The sequence below is a fragment of the Streptomyces sp. NPDC054872 genome (genome assembly GCF_053610705.1).
Genome location: NZ_JBSGYY010000017.1, coordinates 131,509 through 153,941 on the forward strand (window position 1 = coordinate 131,509; position 22,433 = coordinate 153,941).

At 69.6% G+C, this 22,433-nt stretch carries 20 protein-coding genes; 12 read left to right on the plus strand and 8 right to left on the minus strand.

Features of this window, described 5'->3' with window-relative positions:
• Window positions 1-2 precede the first annotated feature (2 nt).
• From nadC to ACWGIH_RS22440, 8 genes are all read left to right on the plus strand, one after another.
• Window positions 3-986: a carboxylating nicotinate-nucleotide diphosphorylase gene (gene nadC / locus ACWGIH_RS22405; RefSeq protein WP_453444702.1), complete on the plus strand. Its 984-nt coding sequence runs from the start codon at window positions 3-5 to the stop codon at window positions 984-986.
• Window positions 987-993: 7 nt separating this feature from the next.
• Window positions 994-1,800, plus strand: coding sequence for a type III pantothenate kinase (locus ACWGIH_RS22410; RefSeq protein WP_363210616.1), 807 nt, complete (start codon window positions 994-996; stop codon window positions 1,798-1,800).
• A 142-nt stretch (window positions 1,801-1,942) separates the two neighbouring features.
• Window positions 1,943-2,362: a hypothetical protein gene (locus ACWGIH_RS22415; RefSeq protein WP_453444704.1), complete on the plus strand. Its 420-nt coding sequence runs from the start codon at window positions 1,943-1,945 to the stop codon at window positions 2,360-2,362.
• A 101-nt stretch (window positions 2,363-2,463) separates the two neighbouring features.
• On the plus strand, window positions 2,464-3,078 hold the full coding sequence (locus tag ACWGIH_RS22420) for a hypothetical protein (RefSeq protein WP_453444759.1): 615 nt from the start codon (window positions 2,464-2,466) through the stop codon (window positions 3,076-3,078).
• Between the two features lie 14 nt (window positions 3,079-3,092).
• A complete protein-coding gene (locus tag ACWGIH_RS22425; protein WP_453444706.1) occupies window positions 3,093-3,266 on the plus strand; it encodes a hypothetical protein in 174 nt (57 codons plus the stop codon).
• Window positions 3,267-3,419: 153 nt separating this feature from the next.
• The gene (locus ACWGIH_RS22430) at window positions 3,420-3,836 is read left to right on the plus strand and encodes a BlaI/MecI/CopY family transcriptional regulator (RefSeq protein WP_453444707.1); all 417 of its coding nucleotides are present in this window, start codon (window positions 3,420-3,422) and stop codon (window positions 3,834-3,836) included.
• Between the two features lie 9 nt (window positions 3,837-3,845).
• On the plus strand, window positions 3,846-4,379 hold the full coding sequence (locus ACWGIH_RS22435) for an amino-acid N-acetyltransferase (RefSeq protein WP_453444708.1): 534 nt from the start codon (window positions 3,846-3,848) through the stop codon (window positions 4,377-4,379).
• Between the two features lie 223 nt (window positions 4,380-4,602).
• Complete coding sequence (locus ACWGIH_RS22440) at window positions 4,603-4,941, plus strand: histone-like nucleoid-structuring protein Lsr2 (protein ID WP_363210622.1); 339 nt, start codon at window positions 4,603-4,605, stop codon at window positions 4,939-4,941.
• Here ACWGIH_RS22440 and ACWGIH_RS22445 read toward each other — a convergent pair.
• A complete protein-coding gene (locus ACWGIH_RS22445) occupies window positions 4,920-5,513 on the minus strand; it encodes an SCO3374 family protein (RefSeq protein WP_453444710.1) in 594 nt (197 codons plus the stop codon). The genes ACWGIH_RS22440 and ACWGIH_RS22445 overlap by 22 nt on opposite strands.
• Window positions 5,514-5,954: 441 nt before the next feature.
• On the opposite strand from ACWGIH_RS22445, the gene ACWGIH_RS22450 reads away from it, so the two are divergent.
• Window positions 5,955-8,480: an ATP-dependent Clp protease ATP-binding subunit gene (locus ACWGIH_RS22450; RefSeq protein WP_453444712.1), complete on the plus strand. Its 2,526-nt coding sequence runs from the start codon at window positions 5,955-5,957 to the stop codon at window positions 8,478-8,480.
• Window positions 8,481-8,564: 84 nt separating this feature from the next.
• On the opposite strand, the gene ACWGIH_RS22455 is transcribed toward ACWGIH_RS22450, so the two are convergent.
• Both ACWGIH_RS22455 and ACWGIH_RS22460 read right to left on the minus strand, forming a co-directional pair.
• On the minus strand, window positions 8,565-11,129 hold the full coding sequence (locus ACWGIH_RS22455; protein ID WP_453444760.1) for an NACHT domain-containing protein: 2,565 nt from the start codon (window positions 11,127-11,129) through the stop codon (window positions 8,565-8,567).
• Window positions 11,130-11,432: 303 nt separating this feature from the next.
• Entirely contained in the window at window positions 11,433-11,867 is a 435-nt protein-coding gene (locus ACWGIH_RS22460; RefSeq protein WP_453444713.1) for a PPOX class F420-dependent oxidoreductase, read from the minus strand.
• A 205-nt stretch (window positions 11,868-12,072) separates the two neighbouring features.
• On the opposite strand from ACWGIH_RS22460, the gene ACWGIH_RS22465 reads away from it, so the two are divergent.
• The gene (locus ACWGIH_RS22465) at window positions 12,073-12,783 is read left to right on the plus strand and encodes a DUF4232 domain-containing protein (protein ID WP_453444715.1); all 711 of its coding nucleotides are present in this window, start codon (window positions 12,073-12,075) and stop codon (window positions 12,781-12,783) included.
• 25 nt (window positions 12,784-12,808) lie between these two features.
• Here the strand turns inward: ACWGIH_RS22465 and ACWGIH_RS22470 are convergent, their stop codons facing one another.
• Window positions 12,809-15,907 carry an NACHT domain-containing protein gene (locus ACWGIH_RS22470; RefSeq protein ID WP_453444716.1) on the minus strand — a complete coding sequence of 1,033 codons (3,099 nt, stop codon included), beginning with the start codon at window positions 15,905-15,907 and terminating at the stop codon, window positions 12,809-12,811.
• Between the two features lie 489 nt (window positions 15,908-16,396).
• Between ACWGIH_RS22470 and ACWGIH_RS22475 the strand changes: the two genes are divergently transcribed.
• Window positions 16,397-17,077 carry a M23 family metallopeptidase gene (locus tag ACWGIH_RS22475; RefSeq protein WP_453444718.1) on the plus strand — a complete coding sequence of 227 codons (681 nt, stop codon included), beginning with the start codon at window positions 16,397-16,399 and terminating at the stop codon, window positions 17,075-17,077.
• An 11-nt stretch (window positions 17,078-17,088) separates the two neighbouring features.
• On the opposite strand, the gene ACWGIH_RS22480 is transcribed toward ACWGIH_RS22475, so the two are convergent.
• Window positions 17,089-17,664 carry a TetR/AcrR family transcriptional regulator gene (locus tag ACWGIH_RS22480; protein WP_453444719.1) on the minus strand — a complete coding sequence of 192 codons (576 nt, stop codon included), beginning with the start codon at window positions 17,662-17,664 and terminating at the stop codon, window positions 17,089-17,091.
• 183 nt (window positions 17,665-17,847) lie between these two features.
• On the opposite strand from ACWGIH_RS22480, the gene ACWGIH_RS22485 reads away from it, so the two are divergent.
• The gene (locus ACWGIH_RS22485; protein WP_453444720.1) at window positions 17,848-19,521 is read left to right on the plus strand and encodes an MDR family MFS transporter; all 1,674 of its coding nucleotides are present in this window, start codon (window positions 17,848-17,850) and stop codon (window positions 19,519-19,521) included.
• A 127-nt stretch (window positions 19,522-19,648) separates the two neighbouring features.
• Here ACWGIH_RS22485 and cseC read toward each other — a convergent pair whose 3' ends face one another.
• From cseC to ACWGIH_RS22500, 3 genes are all read right to left on the minus strand, one after another.
• Window positions 19,649-21,013 (minus strand): two-component system sensor histidine kinase CseC, encoded by a 1,365-nt coding sequence (gene cseC / locus ACWGIH_RS22490; protein ID WP_453444721.1) that lies wholly within the window; start codon window positions 21,011-21,013, stop codon window positions 19,649-19,651.
• A 68-nt stretch (window positions 21,014-21,081) separates the two neighbouring features.
• Window positions 21,082-21,795, minus strand: coding sequence for a two-component system response regulator CseB (gene cseB / locus ACWGIH_RS22495; RefSeq protein WP_453444723.1), 714 nt, complete (start codon window positions 21,793-21,795; stop codon window positions 21,082-21,084).
• A 9-nt stretch (window positions 21,796-21,804) separates the two neighbouring features.
• The gene (locus ACWGIH_RS22500; protein ID WP_453444724.1) at window positions 21,805-22,425 is read right to left on the minus strand and encodes a hypothetical protein; all 621 of its coding nucleotides are present in this window, start codon (window positions 22,423-22,425) and stop codon (window positions 21,805-21,807) included.
• Between the last annotated feature and the right edge of the window lie 8 nt (window positions 22,426-22,433).

Genomic DNA, 22,433 nt, shown 5'->3' on the forward strand with positions numbered 1-22,433 from the left:
CCGTGAGCACCCCCGACGACCTCCCTCTCGCCCCCACGGGCGGTGGCTGCGGCGATGCCTGCGGCTGCGGCTCAGACGACGCGTACGACCCCATGGAGTGCGGCCTCGACCCCGCTCTCGCGCAGCTCCTGACCGAGGCGGGGCTCGACCCCGTGCAGGTCGAGGACATCGCGCACATGGCGATCGAGGAGGACCTGGCGGGCGGCGTGGACGTCACCTCGGTCGCCACGATCCCCGAAGAGGCCGTCGCCACCGGCGACTTCACCGCGCGCGAGGCCGGCACCGCGGCGGGCCTGCGCATCGCCGAAGCCGTCATCTCCATCGTCTGCACGGACACCTTCGAGGTGGAGCGGCACGTCGAGGACGGCGACCGGGTGGCGGCGGGCGACAAGCTGCTCAGCGTCACCACCCGCACCCGCGACCTGCTCACCGCCGAGCGCAGCGCGCTCAACCTCCTGTGCCGCCTCTCCGGCGTGGCGACGGCCACGCGCGCGTGGGCCGACGCACTGGACGGCACCAAGGCCGAGGTCCGCGACACCCGCAAGACCACGGCCGGGATCCGCGCCCTGGAGAAGTACGCGGTGCGGATGGGCGGCGGCGTGAACCACCGCATGTCGCTCTCCGACGCGGCCCTGGTGAAGGACAACCACGTGGTGGCCGCCGGAGGCGTGGAGCAGGCCTTCACGGCCGTCCGCGAGGCCTTCCCCGACCTGGCCGTCGAGGTCGAGGTCGACACCCTCCACCAACTGCGCGAGGTCGTGGACGCGGGCGCCGACCTGATCCTCCTGGACAACTTCACGCCGGGCGAGACCGCGGAGGCCGTGGCCCTCGTCGACGGCCGCGCGATCCTGGAGTCCTCGGGCCGCCTCACCCTGGAGAACGCCCGGGCGTACGCGGAGACGGGCGTCGACTACCTCGCGGTGGGCGCCCTCACCCACTCGTCGCCGATCCTGGACATCGGCCTCGACCTTCGCGCGGCGGAGTGACGACGACATGCTGCTGACCATCGACGTCGGAAACACGCACACCGTCCTCGGCCTCTTCGACGGCGAGGAGATCGTCGAACACTGGCGCATCTCCACCGAGGCCCGCCGCACCGCCGACGAACTCGCCGTACTGCTCAACGGCCTGATGGGCATGCACCCGCTGCTCGGCGACGAACTGGGCGACGGCATCGACGGCATCGCCATCTGCTCGACCGTCCCCTCCGTCCTGCACGAGCTGCGCGAGGTCACCAGGCGGTACTACGGAGACGTGCCCGCCGTCCTGGTGGAGCCCGGCATCAAGACCGGCGTGCCGATCCTGATGGACAACCCCAAGGAGGTCGGCGCCGACCGCATCATCAACGCGGTCGCGGCGGTCGAGCTCTACGGAGGCCCCGCCATCGTCGTCGACTTCGGCACGGCGACGACGTTCGACGCGGTCTCCGCGCGCGGGGAGTACACCGGAGGCGTCATCGCCCCCGGCATCGAGATCTCCGTGGAGGCCCTCGGCGTACGGGGCGCCCAGCTCCGCAAGATCGAGCTGGCCCGGCCGCGCAGCGTCATCGGCAAGAACACCGTGGAGGCCATGCAGTCCGGCATCCTGTACGGCTTCGCGGGTCAGGTCGACGGCGTCGTGCAGCGCATGGCCCGCGAACTGGCGGGCCCTGGCGGCGACCCGGACGACGTGACGGTCATCGCGACCGGCGGCCTGGCGCCCATGGTGCTCGGCGAGGCCACGGTCATCGACGAGCACGAGCCGTGGCTGACTCTCATCGGCCTCCGCCTGGTCTACGAGCGGAACGTGTCCCGGAGTTGATGCCCGAGTGATGACCCGGAGTTGAGTGCCGCCGGAGCCGTCGGCTCATAACCGGCGGCTCATAAACGGGGCTTGCGCACACAACCCTGCGCCCCATACAAGAGTCAGCGCAGGGACGGGACTTGAGAAGGTTCGAGCGGGCGTGGAGCAAATGGGGCGTAGGGGAAGACTGGTCGCGGCAGTGGCGGCCGGGGTGCTGGCCGGCCTCGCCGGACCTGCCGCGACGGCGCATACGGCCACCACGGCCAACACGGCCAACACGGCCACCACGGCCAACACGGCCACCGGGTTCGACGAGGGGCGCCCCGCGTACGGGGTGAGGGCCCTGGCCACGACAGCCGCACCGTCCACGACCTCGAGCACGTCGCCCACGTCCGGTGCGACCCCCACCTCCACCACGACACCGGACGCCGAAGGGGAAGGCCCCGATGCCCGCGAAGCACCTGACGGCAGGATGGCGGACACCGGGGCGAACGTCCTCCCCTGGATAGCCGCCGCCGCGGCCGGTGCCCTCGGAGTCGGCGCGGTCGTCTTCGCGTTGATACGCCGCCGTTCGGAATAGACGAGCGGGCAAAGCCACGCCACATATTGGCGTTAAGCGGATTTTGTCCACTTTGCACGTATCGTCAGTCCATGCCCACGCCATACGGATCTCGCGGCGGCATGGCCTTCGGTGCGGAGGAACTGCGTGTGCTCCGCCGCGCTCTGGCCCTCGCCCTGCATCCCAGCCCCGTCTCCGACGAGGACGTCCAGGACTGCCTACGCCTAGCCGACGCCGTCGACGAGGCGGTGAGCGAGGGTGCCAGGCTCCGCGCCTTCCTGCTGGCCGACCTCGCCCGCTACCGGACGGCCCTGCCCGGCACCGCAACCGGCTACCTCGCGCTCCTGGAGGACGTCCTCGGCGCCGGCTATCAGCCCGGCGCCGACGATCTCGCCGCGCTGCGTGCCCTGCGCGGCAACCCGGTGGCCGCCGCCCTCCTCGACCGCTGCCGGACCGTCGCCGAACAGGCCGTACGCGCCCGTCTCGCGGGCCGGTCCCCTGCGGCCGTCCCGGCGCCCCGCCCCCTCGTCCCCGCCTCGCGCACGCGTCTGCTCGCTCTCCCCGGCGGCCGCAGCGGAGCCGGTGACCGGGCGACGGCTCCCAAGCCCAAGACGCCGAACTCCCCTCCGGCGAAACCGGCCGCCCCGGAGCCGCCACGCCCCGTGCCGACCCCGGCCGAGGTCTTCCCTCCCAAGCGCCGTCCGACGGACCCGCCGCACCAGCTCGCCGCGGGCTAGCTACTCTGGGGGGCATGGAATACGTCTCCGCGCTCCTGCCCCCCGTAGTGATGGCCGTGTTCTTCGGCGGTCTCATCGTGACGATCGTGAAGACCCAGGGCGGCGCCAACAAGGCCAAGGAGGACGCGGCCGTCGACGCCGTGCTCTCCAGCGCCGAAGGCGCCCGGCAGACCCCCAAGACCCCGTGACCTGAGGTCGCCCCAGTCACCCCACGTCACCACCCGCACACCCCTGGCGTACGACTCGCTCCCATTCTGAGTCGTACGCCCTTTTTGTTGGGGAAATGGCGCCTCCGCCACGTCCGTCACGTCATTAGTGACATCTCCCACTATTGTTCTCGTGTGCCTCGCCCCTTGGGAGAACTCGAAGACTCAGTCATGACACGGGTGTGGAAGTGGAACCGCCCCGTGACCGTTCGAGAAGTCCTGGAAGACCTTCAGCAGGAACGGTCCATCGCCTACACCACCGTCATGACCGTTTTGGACAATCTTCATCAGAAGGGCTGGGTGCGCCGTGAAGCGGAAGGCCGCGCCTATCGATATGAGGCGGTCTCCACTCGGGCCGCCTACGCCGCCGCACTGATGAACGAAGCTTGGTCGCAGAGCGACAACCCGGCGGCCGCTCTCGTCGCGTTCTTCGGGATGATGTCGGCGGAACAGCGCGAAGCACTCAGTGACGCGATGCGGATCGTGGGCCCCGCTGTTCAAGTCCCGGCCCCGCAGAACCCCGGCGAGGCGGAGCCCGAAGCAGAGCGATAGCGTCCGGTCATGCCAGCAGAACCCCCTGATCTCAGCGCTAAAGCAGTCTCCGTACGCCGGGCGCGCACAGCCGATGTGCCGGTCGTACGCAACCTCCTGGACTCCTACGCACGCCAGGGGATCCTGCTCGACAAAGCGACGGTCGCCCTTTACGAGTCCATCCAGGAGTTCTGGGTGGCGGAACGCGACGACAACGCAGAGGTCGTCGGCTGCGGTGCTCTGCACGTGATGTGGGAAGACCTCGCGGAAGTGCGCACTCTCGCCGTGAACCCCGACGTCAAGGGCGTCGGAGTGGGCCATCAGGTGTTGGGGAAGTTGCTGCAGACCGCTCGCTGGCTCGGTGTCCGCAGGGTTTTCTGTCTCACCTTCGAAGTCGACTTCTTCGCGAAGCACGGCTTCGTGGAGATCGGTGAGACACCTGTCGACGGAGATGTCTACAGCGAGCTGCTGCGTTCCAAAGACGAGGGCGTCGCGGAGTTCCTGGGCCTCGAACGAGTGAAACCGAACACCTTGGGCAACAGCCGGATGCTTCTGCATCTGTGATCGTCGTCGGTATTCCGGGCTGCCTGCTGCCCCGGTTCCCTATGTCCGAAACGCGCATGTTTCCTGGGTTCTCGGGGTCCCCGGTCTCTCCCGGGGGTTTGTGTTTTCCCAGCAAAAGCGGTTTGCTTTCCGACGTACTGCAGTACTGCATATAACAGGGGGCGGCGATTCCGCGGCTCACGCCGTGCGATCCGGCCCTAAGTTATCGATGAAAGGAAATCCGGTGGCACAGAAGGTTCAGGTCCTTCTTGTCGATGACCTCGACGGTGGCGAGGCAGACGAGACCGTGACGTTTGCGCTGGACGGCAAGTCGTACGAGATCGACCTCACCACGTCGAACGCGGACAAGCTCCGTGGTCTTCTTGAGCCTTACCTCAAGGGTGGTCGTCGCACCGGTGGCCGTGGTTCGGCCGGGCGTTCCAAAGCCCGTGCCTCCGCCACGAGCGGCGGTCAGGACACCGCGGCGATCCGCGCCTGGGCCAAGGACAACGGTTTCGAGGTCAACGACCGCGGCCGCGTCCCCGCGTCCATCCGCGAGGCCTACGAGAAGGCCAACGGCTGACGACGGGTCCGTCGCAACCGGACCCGGTGGCATTGCGTCGCCGCCGTGTCCACAAGCCGTACGAGACCGGAGCCCACGGCGGGGTCGCTGTGGGGCACGGTGCCACCCCCCACGCACGACAGGGACGGCAATGCCGGCAGCGTCGGCTCCACCTCGCACCCGGGCTCCGGGGGTCGCAGCCACACGGCGGCCCCCTGCGTGCCGGACCACCCCGGAGGCGTGGGCGCGTCGGTCCGTCCGCCCGCCCCGACGGCCGTGAGGTCCAGGGGGATGCCGCCCCACTCCAGCCAGTCCAGGAGCCCCGGCAGCTCGTCGGCGCTCCCCGCGGCCACGAAGAGCCGCATCGATTCTCCTCGCAGGGCCACCGGCGCCTTCGGCCCGAGATGCCTCAGCGCGGCGAAGCCGGCCTCGGCGGGCAGCTGCAGTACATCGAAGCGGAGCCCCGTCAGGAGCTGCACCGGCAGCCCTGGACGGTGCTCGTCCGTCGCCCAGCCGAGTTCGTTCGCGTACCACTGCCGCACCGGGTCGCTCTGCTCGACCGGTACACGGGGCTGGGGAACGGTGAAGGCCATGCATGGAGCAACCGGCCGGAAGCGTCTCGGGTTACGCAGAGTGGCCCTGTGATTGCTCTCGGTGTCCGGAAAGAGGGCGTAAGGGCGTGTTCGGCCGCGCAAGGGTGTTCGCCCGTAGCGGAGGGAACCGGCGCGCGCCGCATGGAGTGTCAGTCCTTACGGGTAAGACATCCCTAGTGGGGAGGGGCGACACACGCGCGAGGCCGTCTCACGTTCGCCATCGGCGTAGTGGTGGTGAGGGTAAGTGCTTGGCCTGCGGGAACATCGTCTCGCACCATCGGGTTGGAGCAGTTGTCGGCGTTCGGGGTCAGGAGGCACCTCTTGTTCTCGGCCGGGTGTCGGCAGTTGGAATGAGCGGTCCCCGCTTGCGGGACTAAGCTGCGGAAGGACAGGGAGGGGACAGCCCCCTTACTGCCTGACCGCTCTGAGGAGCGATTAACGATGTTCGAGAGGTTCACCGACCGCGCGCGGCGGGTTGTCGTCCTGGCTCAGGAAGAAGCCCGGATGCTCAACCACAACTACATCGGCACCGAGCACATCCTCCTGGGCTTGATCCACGAGGGCGAGGGTGTCGCCGCTAAGGCCCTGGAGAGCCTCGGGATTTCGCTCGAGGCGGTCCGCCAGCAGGTGGAGGAGATCATCGGTCAGGGCCAGCAGGCCCCGTCCGGCCACATCCCCTTCACCCCCCGTGCCAAGAAGGTCCTGGAGCTTTCGCTCCGCGAGGCCCTTCAGCTGGGCCACAACTACATCGGCACGGAGCACATCCTGCTCGGCCTGATCCGCGAGGGCGAGGGCGTCGCCGCCCAGGTCCTCGTGAAGCTGGGCGCCGATCTCAACCGGGTGCGGCAGCAGGTCATCCAGCTGCTCTCCGGATACCAGGGCAAGGAGACCGCCACCGCCGGCGGTCCTGCGGAGGGCACGCCCTCCACGTCCCTGGTGCTCGACCAGTTCGGCCGGAACCTCACCCAGGCCGCTCGTGAGTCCAAGCTCGACCCGGTCATCGGGCGCGAGAAGGAGATCGAGCGGGTCATGCAGGTGCTGTCCCGCCGTACGAAGAACAACCCCGTGCTCATCGGCGAGCCCGGCGTCGGCAAGACCGCCGTCGTCGAGGGCCTGGCGCAGGCCATCGTCAAGGGCGAGGTGCCCGAGACCCTCAAGGACAAGCACCTCTACACCCTGGACCTGGGCGCGCTCGTCGCCGGTTCGCGCTACCGCGGTGACTTTGAGGAGCGCCTGAAGAAGGTCCTCAAGGAGATCCGCACCCGCGGCGACATCATCCTGTTCATCGACGAGCTCCACACCCTGGTGGGTGCGGGTGCCGCCGAGGGCGCGATCGACGCCGCGAGCATCCTCAAGCCGATGCTGGCGCGAGGCGAGCTGCAGACCATCGGTGCCACGACGCTGGACGAGTACCGCAAGCACCTGGAGAAGGACGCGGCCCTCGAGCGCCGCTTCCAGCCCATCCAGGTCGCGGAGCCGTCCCTGCCGCACACCATCGAGATCCTCAAGGGTCTGCGCGACCGTTACGAGGCCCACCACAGGGTCTCCATCACGGACGAGGCGCTGGTCCAGGCCGCCACCCTGGCCGACCGGTACATCTCGGACCGCTTCCTGCCGGACAAGGCGATCGACCTGATCGACGAGGCCGGTTCCCGGATGCGCATCCGCCGGATGACCGCGCCGCCGGACCTCCGCGAGTTCGACGAGAAGATCGCGGGCGTGCGTCGCGACAAGGAGTCGGCCATCGACTCCCAGGACTTCGAGAAGGCGGCCTCTCTCCGCGACAAGGAGAAGCAGCTGCTCGCGGCGAAGGCCAAGCGCGAGAAGGAATGGAAGGCCGGCGACATGGACGTCGTCGCCGAGGTCGACGGCGAGCTCATCGCCGAGGTCCTGGCCACGGCCACCGGCATTCCGGTCTTCAAGCTGACCGAGGAGGAGTCCTCGCGTCTGCTGCGCATGGAGGACGAGCTCCACAAGCGGGTCATCGGCCAGAAGGACGCCATCAAGGCGCTTTCGCAGGCGATTCGTCGTACGCGAGCCGGTCTGAAGGACCCGAAGCGTCCCGGTGGCTCGTTCATCTTCGCCGGTCCGTCCGGTGTCGGTAAGACGGAGCTTTCCAAGACGCTCGCCGAATTCCTCTTCGGTGACGAGGACGCCCTGATCTCCCTCGACATGTCGGAGTTCAGCGAGAAGCACACGGTCTCGCGTCTCTTCGGTTCGCCGCCCGGATATGTCGGTTACGAAGAGGGCGGTCAGCTGACGGAGAAGGTCCGTCGCAAGCCGTTCTCGGTCGTGCTCTTCGACGAGGTCGAGAAGGCCCACCCCGATATCTTCAACTCGCTGTTGCAGATCCTTGAGGACGGTCGTCTGACCGACTCCCAGGGCCGGGTCGTGGACTTCAAGAACACCGTCATCATCATGACGACCAACCTCGGAACGCGTGACATCTCCAAGGGCTTCAACCTCGGATTCGCCGCGTCGGGTGACGTCAAGACGAACTACGAGCGCATGAAGACCAAGGTCAACGACGAGCTGAAGCAGCACTTCCGCCCGGAGTTCCTGAACCGTGTCGACGACACGGTGGTCTTCCACCAGCTCACCGAGGAAGACATCATCCAGATCGTCGACCTCATGATCGCCAAGGTGGACGAGCGTCTGCGGGACCGCGACATGGGCATCGAGCTCAGCGGTGACGCGAAGAAGCTGCTCGCGAAGAAGGGCTACGACCCCGTCATGGGCGCCCGGCCGCTGCGCCGGACGATCCAGCGCGAGGTCGAGGACATCCTGTCGGAGAAGATTCTCTTCGGCGAGCTCCGCCCCGGCCACATCGTGGTCGTCGGCACGGAGGGTGAGGGCGAGGAAGCCAAGTTCACCTTCCGCGGCGAGGAGAAGGCGGCGCTTCCGGATGTTCCGCCGATCGAGCAGGCGGCTGGTGGCGCCGGGCCTAACCTGAGCAAGGAGGCGTAGCCCGCCGGGCTCGCACAAGCTCACGGGGGCTGCCCCGGACCGTTTCTCGGTCCGGGGCAGCCCCTTTTCCGTCGCGTGGCGCCGCTACGCGGTGATCGTGACCCCCTCCGGCACGTTTCGTACACGGGGCAGGCGGGGGTTCACCCGCAGCACGGTCAGGTTCGGGAAGCGGGAGAGCCAGGACATGTCCGTGTCGGCGAGCTCCGCCGTGATCCACAGGTGGGTGAGCTGCTCGTGCTCCAGGCCGTCCAGGAGTTCCTCGGTGCGCATCACGCCGACGACCTGGATCCACGGGCGCCCGCCCAGCTGCCGCAGCGCCGCGAGCTCGGCCGTGTCGGACACCGGGAAGTACAGGCCGAGCGGATCGAGGTGGGCGATGATCTCGCGCGCGTACCGCTCCGTGTCGAAGTGCCGCCACGGGCGGACCAGCTCGGCCCGGATGGACAGTGCCGAGCGGTGCCGCATACGGGCGAGGTAGTCGATGGCGGCGTCGTCCTGGACGCGGGTGGCCGTGATCGCGAGGAGGAGCGCCTGCTGGTCGCTCGGCACCTGCTCGGGATCCGGCAGTTGCTCCAGGACGATGGGGCCGACCCAGCCGAGGCTGCGGGCGGCCAGCTCCGTCGTGGGGCGCACGAGGTTCTTCGTACGGTCGTGGACGAGCCGCTGCACGTCCGGGTCGAGCTCGGTGACGTGCTCCAGGCAGGCCGCGGCCATCAGACGCCGGTGGTTCACGTGCGGGCGGCGCAGGTTCGGGGCGGCGGCCAGGAGCCGCTCGAGGAAATCGGCGCACTCCTCGGGGCGTGCGTGGGCGGCGGCCATGCGGATGACCTCCTCCCACTCGGCGCGGTGCGCGTGCTCGACGAGGGTGCGGAACTGGCCGCGGGCCACTATCTCCTTGGCGGCGAGATAGTCCTGGAAGGTGCGGTGGATGAAGTCCACCGAGAGGCCCGCCTGTTCGCGCAGCAGCCCGGTGCGGTGCAGCAGATGACGGAAGATCTTCTCGCCGTCGCCCTCGGCGCGCGCGGAGGGGATGGCGGGCAGCGCGCTGTCCAGGATCGCGACCACGCGTTCGCGCGGCAGCTCCGAGACGCCCTCCTCCACCATCGCGTGGGCCAGCTTGCGCAGGAGCAGCTCACGGGGCCCTTGCTGGAGGCGCACGTCGTCGGCGTACAACACGTCACGTTCGGGGTCGCGGCGCTGGAGGAGCATCTCCAGGGCCGCGTCGTACAGCTCCTTGCGCCCTTTGGGCAGGGAGCCGGAGCGGTCGCGGTTGAGGGCGCAGATCAGGCCGCACATCAGGGGGTTGGTGGCGAGCTGGCGCAGCTCGCGGTAGATCCGCACGGAATGCAGGAGGCGCTCCTCGTACTCCCGCAGTTTGTCGCGCTCCGACTGCTCCTTGCACTGGTCGTCGCTCATCGCCGCCGCGTGCCAGTCGTGGATGAAGCGGGTGACCTGGTCGCGTGACATCGGCGCGAGGGACAGTTCCTTGAAGCCCTCTTCGGCGAGGCGCTCCTGGGCGAGCCAGCCGTCCTCGACGGCGGAGGGGCGGGACGTCACCAGGCAGCCGTTGCCGGAGAAGATGCGAAGGAGCCGGCGCAGCTGGTTGCGCAGCTCGCCGCGGGTCGCCTCAGGGGCCTCGTCGATCCCGTCGACCAGGAGCATGGCGCGGCCCGCGAGGAGGGTGCGCACGACCCAGCCCTCCGGAGCCTGGTCGGCGAGGGGGTGGCTGATGGCGTGCAGGAAGTCGTCCGGGGCGGGGAAGCCCTCGCGGGCGAAGCGGCGTACGGGCAGGACGAAGGGCACGCGGGTGCCCGCGCGCGCCGCGGCCACGGCGAGCCACTGGACGAGCGTCGTCTTGCCCGAGCCGGCGACACCGCGCAGGAGGACACGCTCGTGCCCCTCGAGGGCTCGGTCGGCGAGCAGCACGGTGCGCGGCTCGCCCGGTACGCCGCTGCCGCTGCTCTCCTCGGCCTCCAGGCTGAGGTAGGTGTCCTCAAGGGGCCAGCGGTCCGGTGCGTTGGCGAGGTCCACGCCGACGATGGTGAGCCAGCCGTGCTGCCGTACGACCTCTTCGCCGTACGCGGCCTCGAAGTCCCGGTCCTCCTGCGAGCGTTCGGGCTGCCGGGCCGCCGCCTCGGCGTCGTTCAGGTCGATGAGCTGGCGGATGCGGCTGGCACGCTCGGCCATGTCCCGCTGGATGTGCGGGGAGCGGCGCACGAAGTGGTACAGGACATGCAGGCACACGGCCACGAGCAGCTCGTCGTGGAACGACGCGGCGCCGGGCGACAACGCGCGGTCCGCGCCCTGCACGGCACCCCTCAGGCGCCGCGCGTAGTCCTGCGGGCCGAGGCGCACGGCGTCCACGTCCGTGAGGTCGAGCTCGCCGGCCGCGAGGAGCGTCCGCGTCAACACGTCGGTCACGGCGCCGAGTTCGGCCGCCGGCGCGGAGTGCGCATCGGCGGCGAGGTGGACGAAGTCCGCGGCGGTGCGGTGCACGTCGTCCGGTGTCATAGGGGCGTCGGCGCCGCGCCAAGTGGTGAGGGCGGCGATCAGGTCGGGCGCGGCGGGCGGCTGCGGTGGGGGCGTACGGATGAGCCGTTGTACGAGGGGCGCTGCGAGCGGCGAGGGGATACGGACAACGGGCTCCATGGACATGTGGGGTCCCTGCGGGTGGGATTTCGTGTGTCGTGGAGGGTCAAGGGTAGGTCAACTCCGCTGCGGCGGAGGGGGGATGGGCCCGATCCGGCGCGCGCGGGGGGAGTGGGGGGCGGGGGTGAGTGGAGTGGTTGCAGGAAAATCCCGTCAGGGGCGGCTTGGTGTCCCTGACGGTGGGATTTTCCTGCCACTCGTACGCCGGTGTGGCGGGGCGGTGGGGCGGGAGGGGCGCGAGGGGGCGGTGGGGCCGGTCGGGGCGGTGAGGGCGGACGGGGTGTTCCGGCCCGCGCGGGGGACTCAGTTGAGCTTCGTGCCGTACACCCTCTCGACCGTCATCGTGATCAGCACCCGGTGGTCGGAGACCATGACCCGGCGGTACTCGTCCCAGTCCGGGTGCTCACCGGCGGCGGCCCGGTAGTAGTCCACGAGGGCCTGCACCTCAGGGCCCTGGGGGTCGGTTCCGGGTCCGATGAGGGTGGCGTTGCCTTCGGCGGTGGCCCAGGCGCGGCCGTCCTGGCTGGTCACCTCCAGCGCGGCGCGGGCGTCGCGACGCAGGTTCGCGAACTTCGCCGTCTTCGCGGTCGTCGACACGCGGATGACGCCCGCGGAGTGGTCGTACGACGGCATCACGGGCGAGAGCTGGGGCCGCCCGTCGGCCTTGAGGGTCGCCAGCACGCCGAGGCTGCTGCCGGCGAGCAGGGCGTGGGGATCGAAGGGTGCGTCAGTCGTCATGTGGGGCCAACCCGGGGGCGGGGGTGGGGTATTCCGACGCGGCGGGCGCCGGGTGGTCCGCTGACTTTCGGGGTCCTTCTCGCTGCTCAGCAGGGTTCGTTAGGCGGATGTTAGTCGCGTGGGAGTTCGGCATTAGCGGGCTCGACCAGAGTCGGTCTTGTTCCCGAGGAGGGGACGCCACCGACTACATACAGGGGATCCCGCCATGCGTTCCAACACCACCGACGCCGCTCGCCGCCGTACTCTCCGCATCGCCGCCGCGGCCCTGACCGTCGCCGCGAGCCTCTCGCTCACCGCCTGCAACGGCGATGACGTCACGGGGCAGGGTGACCCCTCGGCCGCCTCCAGCGCGTCATCGTCGGGCGGCGGGTCGGAGCAGAGCGGTTCCGGCTCGGGCGGCACGGAGCAGGGCGGCGGGAAGGACTCGGCCGGCAAGACCTCCGGTGGGCAGGGCACTGCGGCCGGGAGCGGTGCGGGCAACGTCGAGCGGGCCGAGAAGTGCCGTACGGATGACCTCGACATCTCGGCCTCGGACAGCACCATCGACGGTGACGACAAGGGTTCGGTCGCGGTGACCTTCAAGAACCCCGGCGACCGGGGCTGCCTCCTCTCCGGGTTCGCGGGCATCGACCTGAAGACCAACGCGGGGGATCTGTCCCCCACGCGTGAGGGGAAGCCCGCCGAGCCGATGGTCCTCACGGGCGGGGAGTCGGTGTCCTTCTACGTCAGCTACCCGATGAACGACACGGGCGGCTCCGGTGTCCGTGTCACGGGCCTCGTGGTGACGCCTCCCGGTGAGACGAAGTCGTACTCCCTGGAGTGGCCGGGCGCCGCCACGCTGCCCGTCAGCGATGGCACGGGCTCCTCGGTCAAGGTCGGCCCGATCGGCAGCGCGGGCCAGGGCGGCGCGTCGTAAGCCGCCTGACCGCTGTGGTTTCAGCTCAGTCGACGGAGGCCGGGTAGATGTCGACCTCGACCCCGGCCGGGATCGCGTCGAGGCCGCTCACCTGGAAGTCCGGGACGATCACGTGCCGGAGGGTCGGTGGCAGTGCCACGGCGCTCAGGTCCATCGTCTCCTCGCCCGGTCGCGTGACCACCTGCAGGCGGGTGACCGCCGGGAAGATCTCCGCCAGGTGGGATGTCGCGCCGCGCCAGCCGTTGGTGCTGGTCAGTATCAGTTCCTTGACGGCCGGCAGACGCAGCGGCGGAATCGCGTGGGTGAGTACGGAAGGCGTCAGGCTCAGGCGTTCGAGCCGGGGGAGGTCTTCGAGTGTCTGCCAGTCGGCCGCGGTGCTCGGGCCGCCGTCCGTACCGAAGATGAGCCAGGTCAACTCCCGCCAACGGCGCATGCGGTGTGCGTCGATGAGTCCGTACCAACTGCCGACGACCCCGAGCGTACGCAGCGGAGCCTCGGCCGGGATGGGCGCGAGACTCCACGACTCGGCAGCAAGGGAGAGGTCGAGGAAGCGGAGCGACTGCAGGCACCGCAGACCGTCGAGCGCCTCGGGTGTGAGCCGGTCGGGGGGAATCTCCAGGGCCAACGAGGTGGGTGTGCAGGACGCGATCAGTCTCGACGCGGCCTCGGGGGAAACCGAGTCGCGGATGTCCAGATGCTTCGGCCGCAGCCCCAGCCGTTCGAGCTCCCTGACCTGGGCGTCGCTCAGGAGCGTGAAGTGCGTTCTGCCGTCGTCGAGCCGGGTGATGACCTGTTCCGCGTAGGGGCGGGCCTCATATCTGCCCCAGCCCCACATGAGCTGACTGCGCACCTGCTGGGAAGGGTGTCGCGCGAGCCGCGCGAGGAACGGGATCGCCGCGTCCGACGCGACGTGCGTCGCGGTCACCGCCACGTGGCGGGCCTCGTCCTCGCTCAGGGCGTCCGGACCCGGCAGCAGATCGAGGACCATGGGCCCGACCGCTGCCAGTTCGCGCGCCTCTTTGGTGCTGCGCGGCGGGATGAGCGCCGCAGTCCGCCGCTCCACCTCCCGCCGCACATCCGGCGCCAGCTCCGCCGCGTGCTCCAGGCAGGCCGCCGCCATCAGATGGATCTTGGTCTGTGCCCGTACGTCGGTGTGCGCGTCGCCCAGTTCGATCAAGTCGCGGAAGATTTCTGCCCGTTCACGTGGGCGCGCCTGCGCCACGGCCATCCGGATGACGTCCGCCCACTGGTCGTCCGCGGCCTGCCGCACCAGAAGGCCGAAGTCCCCTTCGTCCACCACGGCTCGCGCCCCCAGGAAGTCCTGGAAGGTGCGGTGGATGAAGTCGACCGTTCCGGGGGCCGGTTCGCGGAGCAGCCCGCTGCGGTGGAGGAAGTGCGCGTACACCGCCTGCGCGTCGCCGAGGTCGGTCAGTTCCGGGACCGACGGCAGGGCATCGGCGATGACCGTCGTGGCACGCGAGCGATCCATCTCCGTACGGCCGTTGCGGATCAGCCAGTACGCGAGGCGCTGCAGCACCTGGAGCTGCGGCTCCTCGCGCACCTCGGGGATTCCCATGTCGCGCTCTCGGTCACGGCGGACGAGCAGCATGGACAGCGCATGGGTGTAGAGATCCTTGCGGCTCAGCGGCAGGAATCCCCTGCGGTCGCGGTGCAGGGCGCAGATCAGGCCGCACATCAGGGGGTTGGTCGCCAGTTGGCCCAGGTCGGGCTTGGCGGACACGGCTCGCAGGAGCTGTGCCTCGTACGAGGCCAGCGCGTCATCCTCCTCCGGTACACCGGTCGCGGCCGCCCCGTGCCAGCGGCTGATGAAGGTGGCGACCTCCTTACGGCCCATGGCGGAGAGGGTCAGCTCCGTGAAGCCCTCCTCGGCCAGCCAGTCCTCCCGTACCGCCGATGGCCGTGACGTCACCAGCCAGCGGTTGCCCGGGTGGGCGTCGATGAGGTCCGTCAGCCACGCCCGCGTGCGGGCGCGCTCCGACTCCGGGATCTCGTCGATGCCGTCCACCAGGATCAGGGCGCGGCCCGCCGTCAGCACGCGGGACTCCCAGCCCTTGGGCTGCGTGCCGGCCAGCGGGGACCCGACCGCCGAGAGGAAGTCCGCGGGGGCGGGAAGGCGCTCGCCGTGCCGGGTGAGGGTGCGGAGGGGCAGGACGTAGGGGATGCGGTCGTAGAGGTACGTCATGCGGTCGTCGTCCGGGGCGGGGCGCGCGGAGCTGACCGCGAGCCACTGGACGAGGGTCGTCTTGCCGGAGCCCGCCTCGCCGCGCAGGAGTACCCGGTCGTGCTCGGCCAGTGACTGGTCGGCGGGGCGGGGGGTGGGGGCGGTCGGCGCGTCCCACAGACCTTCGGCGTACCCGGGCGAGTAGGTCAGACGCGCGGCCTGTGCCCGGTCCGTAGCCTCCAGCGACATGTACGCCGCATCCAGCGGCCACTTCCCCGGTGTGCGGGTCAGATCGATCCCGAAGATCGTCAGCTTCCCGTGCTTCTTCGCGACGTACGCGAGATACCGCTGCTCGAAGGCCACGTCCTCCGCCCCGGGCAGGGGATTGCGGGCGATCAGTTCGTCGATCTTGGTGATCAGTTCCGACTGGCGGCGGCTCTGTTCCACCAGGGTCCGGGCCACGAAGGCCGAGCGTTGCGTGAAGAAGTGCAGGATGTGCAGGCACGTCGTGTCGAGCAGGCGGTCGTAGAAGTACGCCGCGTCGGCGGACAGGTCACGGTCGGGGTTGCCGCTCGCCCGGCGCAGGCGCAGGGCGAGGGCGTTGTGGCCGAGCTCGACCGCCTGGACGTCCGTCAAGGTGAGGTCGCCCAGCGCGTGCAGGGTGCGGGCGAGCGCGTCGACCACGGCCTGTTCCTCGTCGGCGGGGACGGCGCTCTCGCCGGAGGCCCGTACGGCCTGGCGCACCAGCTCCGCCGCGAGCCGCGCCAGGTCCTTGTCGGTCAGCTTCCGCTTCTCGCCCCGGAAGGACACGAGCCCCGAGAGGCGGACGGGGTTCTCGACCAGTCCCGCGCCCGGCCCCTCCCGTACGAAAAGGCGCTTGACCAGGGGTGTGACGACGCTCGACGCGAGTCGGGTGACGGAGCCTATGGCCGCGGGATCCATGCGCCGCAGCGTAGCGCCGGTCACATTCGGGAGGTTGTGGATCTCGGGGGCCGGTGACATGACGCACAGGCGTTTTGTCCGGTACTAGGCGGAATAGTGGTACCGCCGGGAGGGGTGGTCGGGACCTTCGGCACGCAACCCGCGGGACCTTGGGCGCGTCGGGAGGGTCCACCCGCGGGACGTGCCAGTGCTGGCCCGAGGTGCCCTTTCGAAGTGGGGTTAAACCTGACTCCGAGCGTCAATTCCGGCAGATGGTTGAAGGGGGAATTGTCGGAATTTGTCGGTGTCAAGGGGTCGAAAGAGGGGTGGCTGGCTACGGCATTCGGTAGTAGATGGGGGGTTTGAGCAGGGGGCGGGGTGCGGGTTACCAAGGTGAGGCCCCGGCGGAACGCAGCGAAGCGTGTGTGCCGGGTCCCTTTGTGTCCCACGTGCCTCGCAGCGACAGCGGCGGTGTCACGTACACGCTCCCCATCCCGGAGGTCATCCGCCATGTCGAAGCGCGCCACGTCCACCCAGTCCGGCCTGTCCCTGCTCCGTACGCGGACGGCCGTCATCACCGTCGCCGCCGCCGGGCTCGGCGCCTCGGCCGTTCTCGGTACCGGGATCGCCGCCGCCGCCGACGCCAAGAGCGGCGCGCTGCCCGGCGTCTCCGCCAACTCGATAGCCGCGCAGGCCGACGCGCAGGCCAAGGCCGCGTCCAAGGCTCAGCAGGCCGCCACCAAGGCCAAGCAGGCCGCCGCCAAGAAGGCAGCGGGCTGGCAGGACCCGGTCGACAAGTACACGCTCTCCGCGTCCTTCGGGCTCGGCGGCAACATGTGGTCCAGCAAGCACTCCGGCCAGGACTTCGCCGTGTCGATCGGCACCTCCGTCGAGGCCGTGCACAACGGCACCGTCGTCAAGGCCGGCGGCAACGGCGCCGGTGACGGTCCCGCGTACGGCAACGCCATCGTGATCAAGCACGACAACGGCACGTTCTCGCAGTACGCGCACCTGTCGAAGATCGACGTCCGCGTCGGCCAGAGTGTCGGCACCGGCCAGCACATCGCCGCCTCCGGCAACACCGGTAACTCCAGCGGCCCGCACCTGCACTTCGAGATCCGTACGACCCCGAACTACGGCTCGGCCGTCGACCCGGTCGCGTTCCTGCGCTCGAACGGCGTCAACGTCTGACGAGCACGTGTCTAGGCGCCTTCGTGCGCCTGGGTCACCAGATCGATGGCGACCTCGAGGATGGCCTTGCGCTTCTCCTCGGGGTCGCCTTCGACGTCCTTGAGCACGAACATCCCGCCGTGCATCGTGAACAGCGCGCTGAAGCAGCGCACCTGCGTCGTCATCGGCGTACCCGGCTCCCTGAGGATGTCGAGCAGACCGAGCATGCGGTCCTTGAAGGTCTCGCCCGTCTTCAGGTCCCGCATCGTCGCCTGGTTCTCCTGCATGAAGCGGAAGAGCGGCGCCGCTCCCTTGAGGATCTCGCTGTAGCGGGTCAGGATCGTCCGCTTCGTCTCCAGCGTGCGCGGCTGTCCCTTGCCCCACTCCATCAGCTCGTCGATGGGCCGGGTCATGTCCTCGAAGATGCTGGTGAGGATGTCTTCCTTGGTCTTGAAGTGGTAGTAGAGCGCCGCCTTCGTGACGTCCAGATGTTCCGCGATCTCGCGCAGTGACGTCTTCTCGTACCCCTGCTCGGCGAAGAGTTCGAGGGCCACGTCCTGGATGCGCTGGCGGGTGTCCCCGCGGCGCTGCTGCTTGCCCGTGACCATCTCTTGCTCCCTGGCTCCCTCGGCTCGAATCCTTGGACCCGATTTTACTTACTTGACGCCCGGCTAGTTGGGGGTCTAGTTTCCCCCAGTGTAGTCAGCTTGCCGGTCGGCAAGTAAGTGGCGACGGACAGCAATACGCAGCGGACAGCACTACGCAGTCGGGGCAACCGGGGAGTGGGGAACATGGCCGAGACAGAGACAAAGCCGGGGGAGCAGGCGAAGGAATCGCCTCAGCCGCGCAGTGTGCGCGTCGTGATGATGGCGCTGATGGTCACCATCCTGCTCGCGATGCTCGACAACATGATCGTCAGCCCCGCGATGCCGACGATCGTCGGTGACCTCGGCGGCATGGAGCACCTGTCGTGGGTCGTCACCGCGTACATGCTCGCGACCGCCGCCTCGACGCCCATCTGGGGCAAGCTCGGCGACATGTACGGGCGCAAGGGCGTCTTCCTCACCTCCATAGTGATCTTCCTGCTCGGTTCCGTGCTCAGCGGAATGGCGCAGGACATGGGCCAGCTGATCGGCTTCCGTGCCGTCCAGGGGCTCGGCGCGGGCGGTCTGATGGTCGGCGTCATGGCGATCATCGGTGAGCTCGTCACGCCGCGGGAGCGCGGCAAGTACATGGGCATGATGACCGGCGTCATGGCGGTGGCCATGATCGGCGGACCGCTCGTCGGTGGCACCATCACCGACCACCTCGGCTGGCGCTGGGCCTTCTACATCAACCTGCCGCTCGGCGCCGTCGCGCTCGCCATGGTCACCGCCGTGCTGCACCTGCCGAAGAAGAAGGCGGAGGGGCGCATCGACTACCTCGGTGCGGCGCTGCTCACCGTGGGCATCAGCGCGCTCGTGCTCGTCACCACCTGGGGCGGCACGGAGTACGCCTGGTCCTCGACCGTGATCATGGAACTCATCGCGATCGGCGTCGTCTCGCTCATCAGCTTCGTCATCGTGCAGAAGAAGGCCGCCGAGCCGATCCTGCCGCTGCACATCTTCCGCAGCCTCAACTTCACGCTCATGTCGGTGATCGGCTTCCTCACCGGATTCGTGATGTTCGGCGCGATGCTGTTCCTGCCGCTCTACCAGCAGGCGGTGCAGGGCGCCTCGGCCACCAACTCCGGGTTGCTGCTGCTTCCGATGCTGCTCTCGATGATGGTCGTCTCGTTCTTCTCGGGCCGGTTCACCACCTCCACCGGCAAGTACAAGATCTTCCCGATCGCCGGCACCGTACTGATGGTCCTCGGGCTCTTCCTGCTGTCCACGATGGACACCGACACCACGCGGTTCATGTCGGGCGTCTACATGGCGGTGCTCGGTGCGGGCATGGGCTGCCTGATGCAGATCACCATGCTGGTCGCGCAGAACAGCGTCGAGATGAAGGACATGGGCGTCGCGTCGTCCTCGGCCACGCTCTTCCGTACGCTCGGTTCGTCGTTCGGCGTCGCGATCATGGGGGCGCTCTTCAACAGCCGGGTCGAGGACACGATGGCCTCGCGCGCCGGGGATCTCGGCGGCAAGGTCACCGAGCAGTCGGCGCAGCTGGACGCGAAGAGCCTGGAGAAGCTGCCGGACGCGGTGGCGGGCGCGTATCAGCACGCGGTGTCCGCCGGTACGCACTCGGCGTTCCTGCTGGGCGCGATCGTCGGGGTCGCGGCGCTGATCGCGGCGTTCTTCGTCAAGGAGGTTCCCCTGCGGGGAGCCGGGCCGAAGGACTCCGAGCCCAAGGACGCCGGCTCCGGGGAGGCCAAGGACTCCGAGCCCAAGGACTCCGGATCCGGGGACGGGAAGCCGGCCGGGGGCGCGGCCGGGGACGCCGCTCCTGGGGCGCGGGAAGCGGTTGCAGAGGCTGTCTGACCTGCGTTCCACCCGGCTGTGAACGGGTCCCGGTGCCTTGACGGCGCCGGGGCCCGCTGTCGTTTGGATCTACGTACAGGCGCGTTGTGGCTTGTCGCGCAGTTCCCCGCGCCCCTTTGGGGCGCTTCTACTTGTCCGGCAGTCGCAGGATCGGGAAGCTGCCCGTGTTGGTGGGGGCGTGTTCCGGGAGCCAGAGGACTGCCACCGCGCCCTCCGCCGGGTCCTGCGGGGCCGCGCCCGCGGGCGTCACGTTGCGGAACGTGAGCCGCGCGCCGAGCACCCGCGCCTGGCCCGCCGCGATCGTCAGGCCCAGGCCGTGGCCGACGCCCGCGCGGTCCGTGCTGCCGGTGCGGAAGCGGCTCGGGCCCTCCTCCAGGAGACCCGCGGGGAACCCGGGGCCGTGGTCGCGCACCCGCACCACGCGGCCCTCGACGCTGACCTCGACCGGCGGCTTGCCGTGCTTGGCCGCGTTGGCGAGGAGGTTGCCGAGGATGCGCTCCAGGCGGCGCGGGTCGGTGGTCACCTCCGACTCGTGCACCACCGTCACGCTCACGTCCGAGTTCAGCACCGCGATCCGCCGCGTCACGAACTCGCCGAGCATCAGGTCCTGCAGCTCGGCCCGCTCGGCCGCGCTGTCCAGCCGCGCCACTTCGAGCACGTCCTCGACCAGCGTGCGCATCGCCTGCGCCCGGTCCCTGACCAGCTCGGTCGGGCGGCCCGGCGGAAGCAGTTCGGCCGCCGTGAGCAGGCCGGTCACCGGCGTACGCAGCTCGTGCGCGATGTCCGCCGTCACCCGCCGCTCCGCCTCAAGGCGCTGCTTGAGCGCGTCCGCCATCGCGTCCACCGACCGCGCGAGGTCATCGGTCTCATCGCGTACGACGCCGCCGATGGCGTCCCGTACGCTCACGTCCGTCCGGCCCTGGGCGACCTCCTGCGCCGCGGTCGCCGCCTTGCGCAGGCGCCGCGAGAGCTGGCCGCCGATGAGCACCCCGAGCGCGCAGCCGCCGAAGACGACCGAGATGGAGCCGATGACCAGGGCCTGGTCCAGGTCCTTCATGACGGTGGCGCTGCGGTCGGTGAAGCGGGTGTGCAGCGACAGGATGTGGCCGTCGCTCAGCGGCACCGCCGCCCAGATGTCCGGCACACCGCCCTCGTGGTCCTCCACGTACGTCGCGCGACGTCCGGCGAGCACCTTCGCCAGGAGGTCCTTGGGCATCTCCGGGTCGTCGATCTTCATGCCGAACTGACCCGTGCGCCCGGACGTCTCGTAGATCCGCTGGGCGTACAGGATCCGCTCGTCCTGCACGTCGCGCGCGTTGTCGAGCATCGATACGCGTGCCGCGTTGTGCACGACCAGGCTCAGCGCCACCGCGACGAGCGCGCCGACCAGCGCGATCGCCGCGCTGATCTTCCAGCGCACGCCGGTGCGCAGGCCGGAGCCCAGCCTCGTGCGCAGACGGGCGCGCAGCCCGGCCGCCGTCCCCCCGCTCATATGTGTCCCCCGGGATGCGCCACGCCTGCGAGCCACGTGACGTGGTTGATCTCAGTCATGCGGTCGGCTCACGCCTTGAGCTTGTAGCCGAAGCCGCGGACCGTCTCGATCCGGTCCTGGCCCACCTTCGTGCGCAGCCGCTGCACGTGCACGTCGACGACGCGGGTGTCACCGCCCCAGCCGTAGTCCCACACGCGCTCCAGGAGCTTGTCGCGGGAGAGCACCGTGCCGGGCGCGGACGAGAACTCGAGCAGCAGGCGCATCTCGGTCGGCGTCAGCGCCACCGGGGCGCCGTCCTTGCGGACCTCCATGCCCTCCGTGTCGATCTCCAGGTCGCCGAAGTGCAGCACACCACCGTCCGGCGAACCGCCCTCGCCGCCGACGGGCGCCCCCGAGTCGGGTCCGCTCGCGTGCCCGAAGCGGCGCAGGACGGCGCGGATCCTGGCGACCAGGACGGCGCCGTCGAAGGGCTTGGTCACGTAGTCGTCGGCCCCGGCCTCCAGGCCGAGCACCACGTCGATGGAGTCGGCACGCGCCGAGAGCATGATCACCGGAACCGTCGACTCGTCGCGGATGCGGCGGCACAGCGAGACGCCGTCGAGCCCCGGCACCATCACGTCGAGCAGCGCGATGTCGGGGCGGTCGGCGCGGAAGGCCTCAAGGCCCTTCAGGCCGTCGGGCATCGCGGTGACGACGAAGCCGTCCCGTTCGAGCGCGAGCTGCGTCGCCTCGCGGATGACGTCGTCGTCCTCGACGAACAGGACATGGGTGTGCTCTGCCATCGGCTGCTCTCAGTTCTCCGTCGGAGCGGGTGCGTCGCCGCCGGCCGCGCTGCTGTAGTGACTGCGGGTGCGGTCCGTCTCGGTGAAGTGGTTCGAGGACCAGCGGTACGTGATGACTTCCTCGCCGGAGGGATACGACACCGGGTCACCCTTCTCGTACACCTGCTTGGTCACCACCAGGTCGCCCCGGTCGATCTCCGCATAGACCGGCGGCTCCTCGTCCTGGAAGACATTCTCGTACTTCTTGCCCTCGGCGCGATACACGTAACTGCTGGTGCCGACCGCATCGCCGCAGGTCATGATGTTCACGACGACATCGGACGCGGTCCCTCCGGTCAGGCTGCCGTACGAGACGTCGACCGGGTACTCGTCGGCGACGCAGGGCTTCAGGTCACGCTTGACCGTCCGGCTCACCTTCGGGTCGTCCTTGACGAGCTGCACCGCCTCCAGGCTGGAGGGCGGCGAGGGCGCGGACGTCGTCGACGGCGTCGGGGACGGCGAGGGGGTCATCACCGTCTCGCCGCGGTTGCCGGGACCCTCGTCGCGGGCGCCGGAGCCGCCGGTCGAGCAGGCGGTGAGCAAAAGGCCGATGGCGGCGAGCGCGACCCCTGCCGCGCTCCCCGCCCTCATCGTCCTGC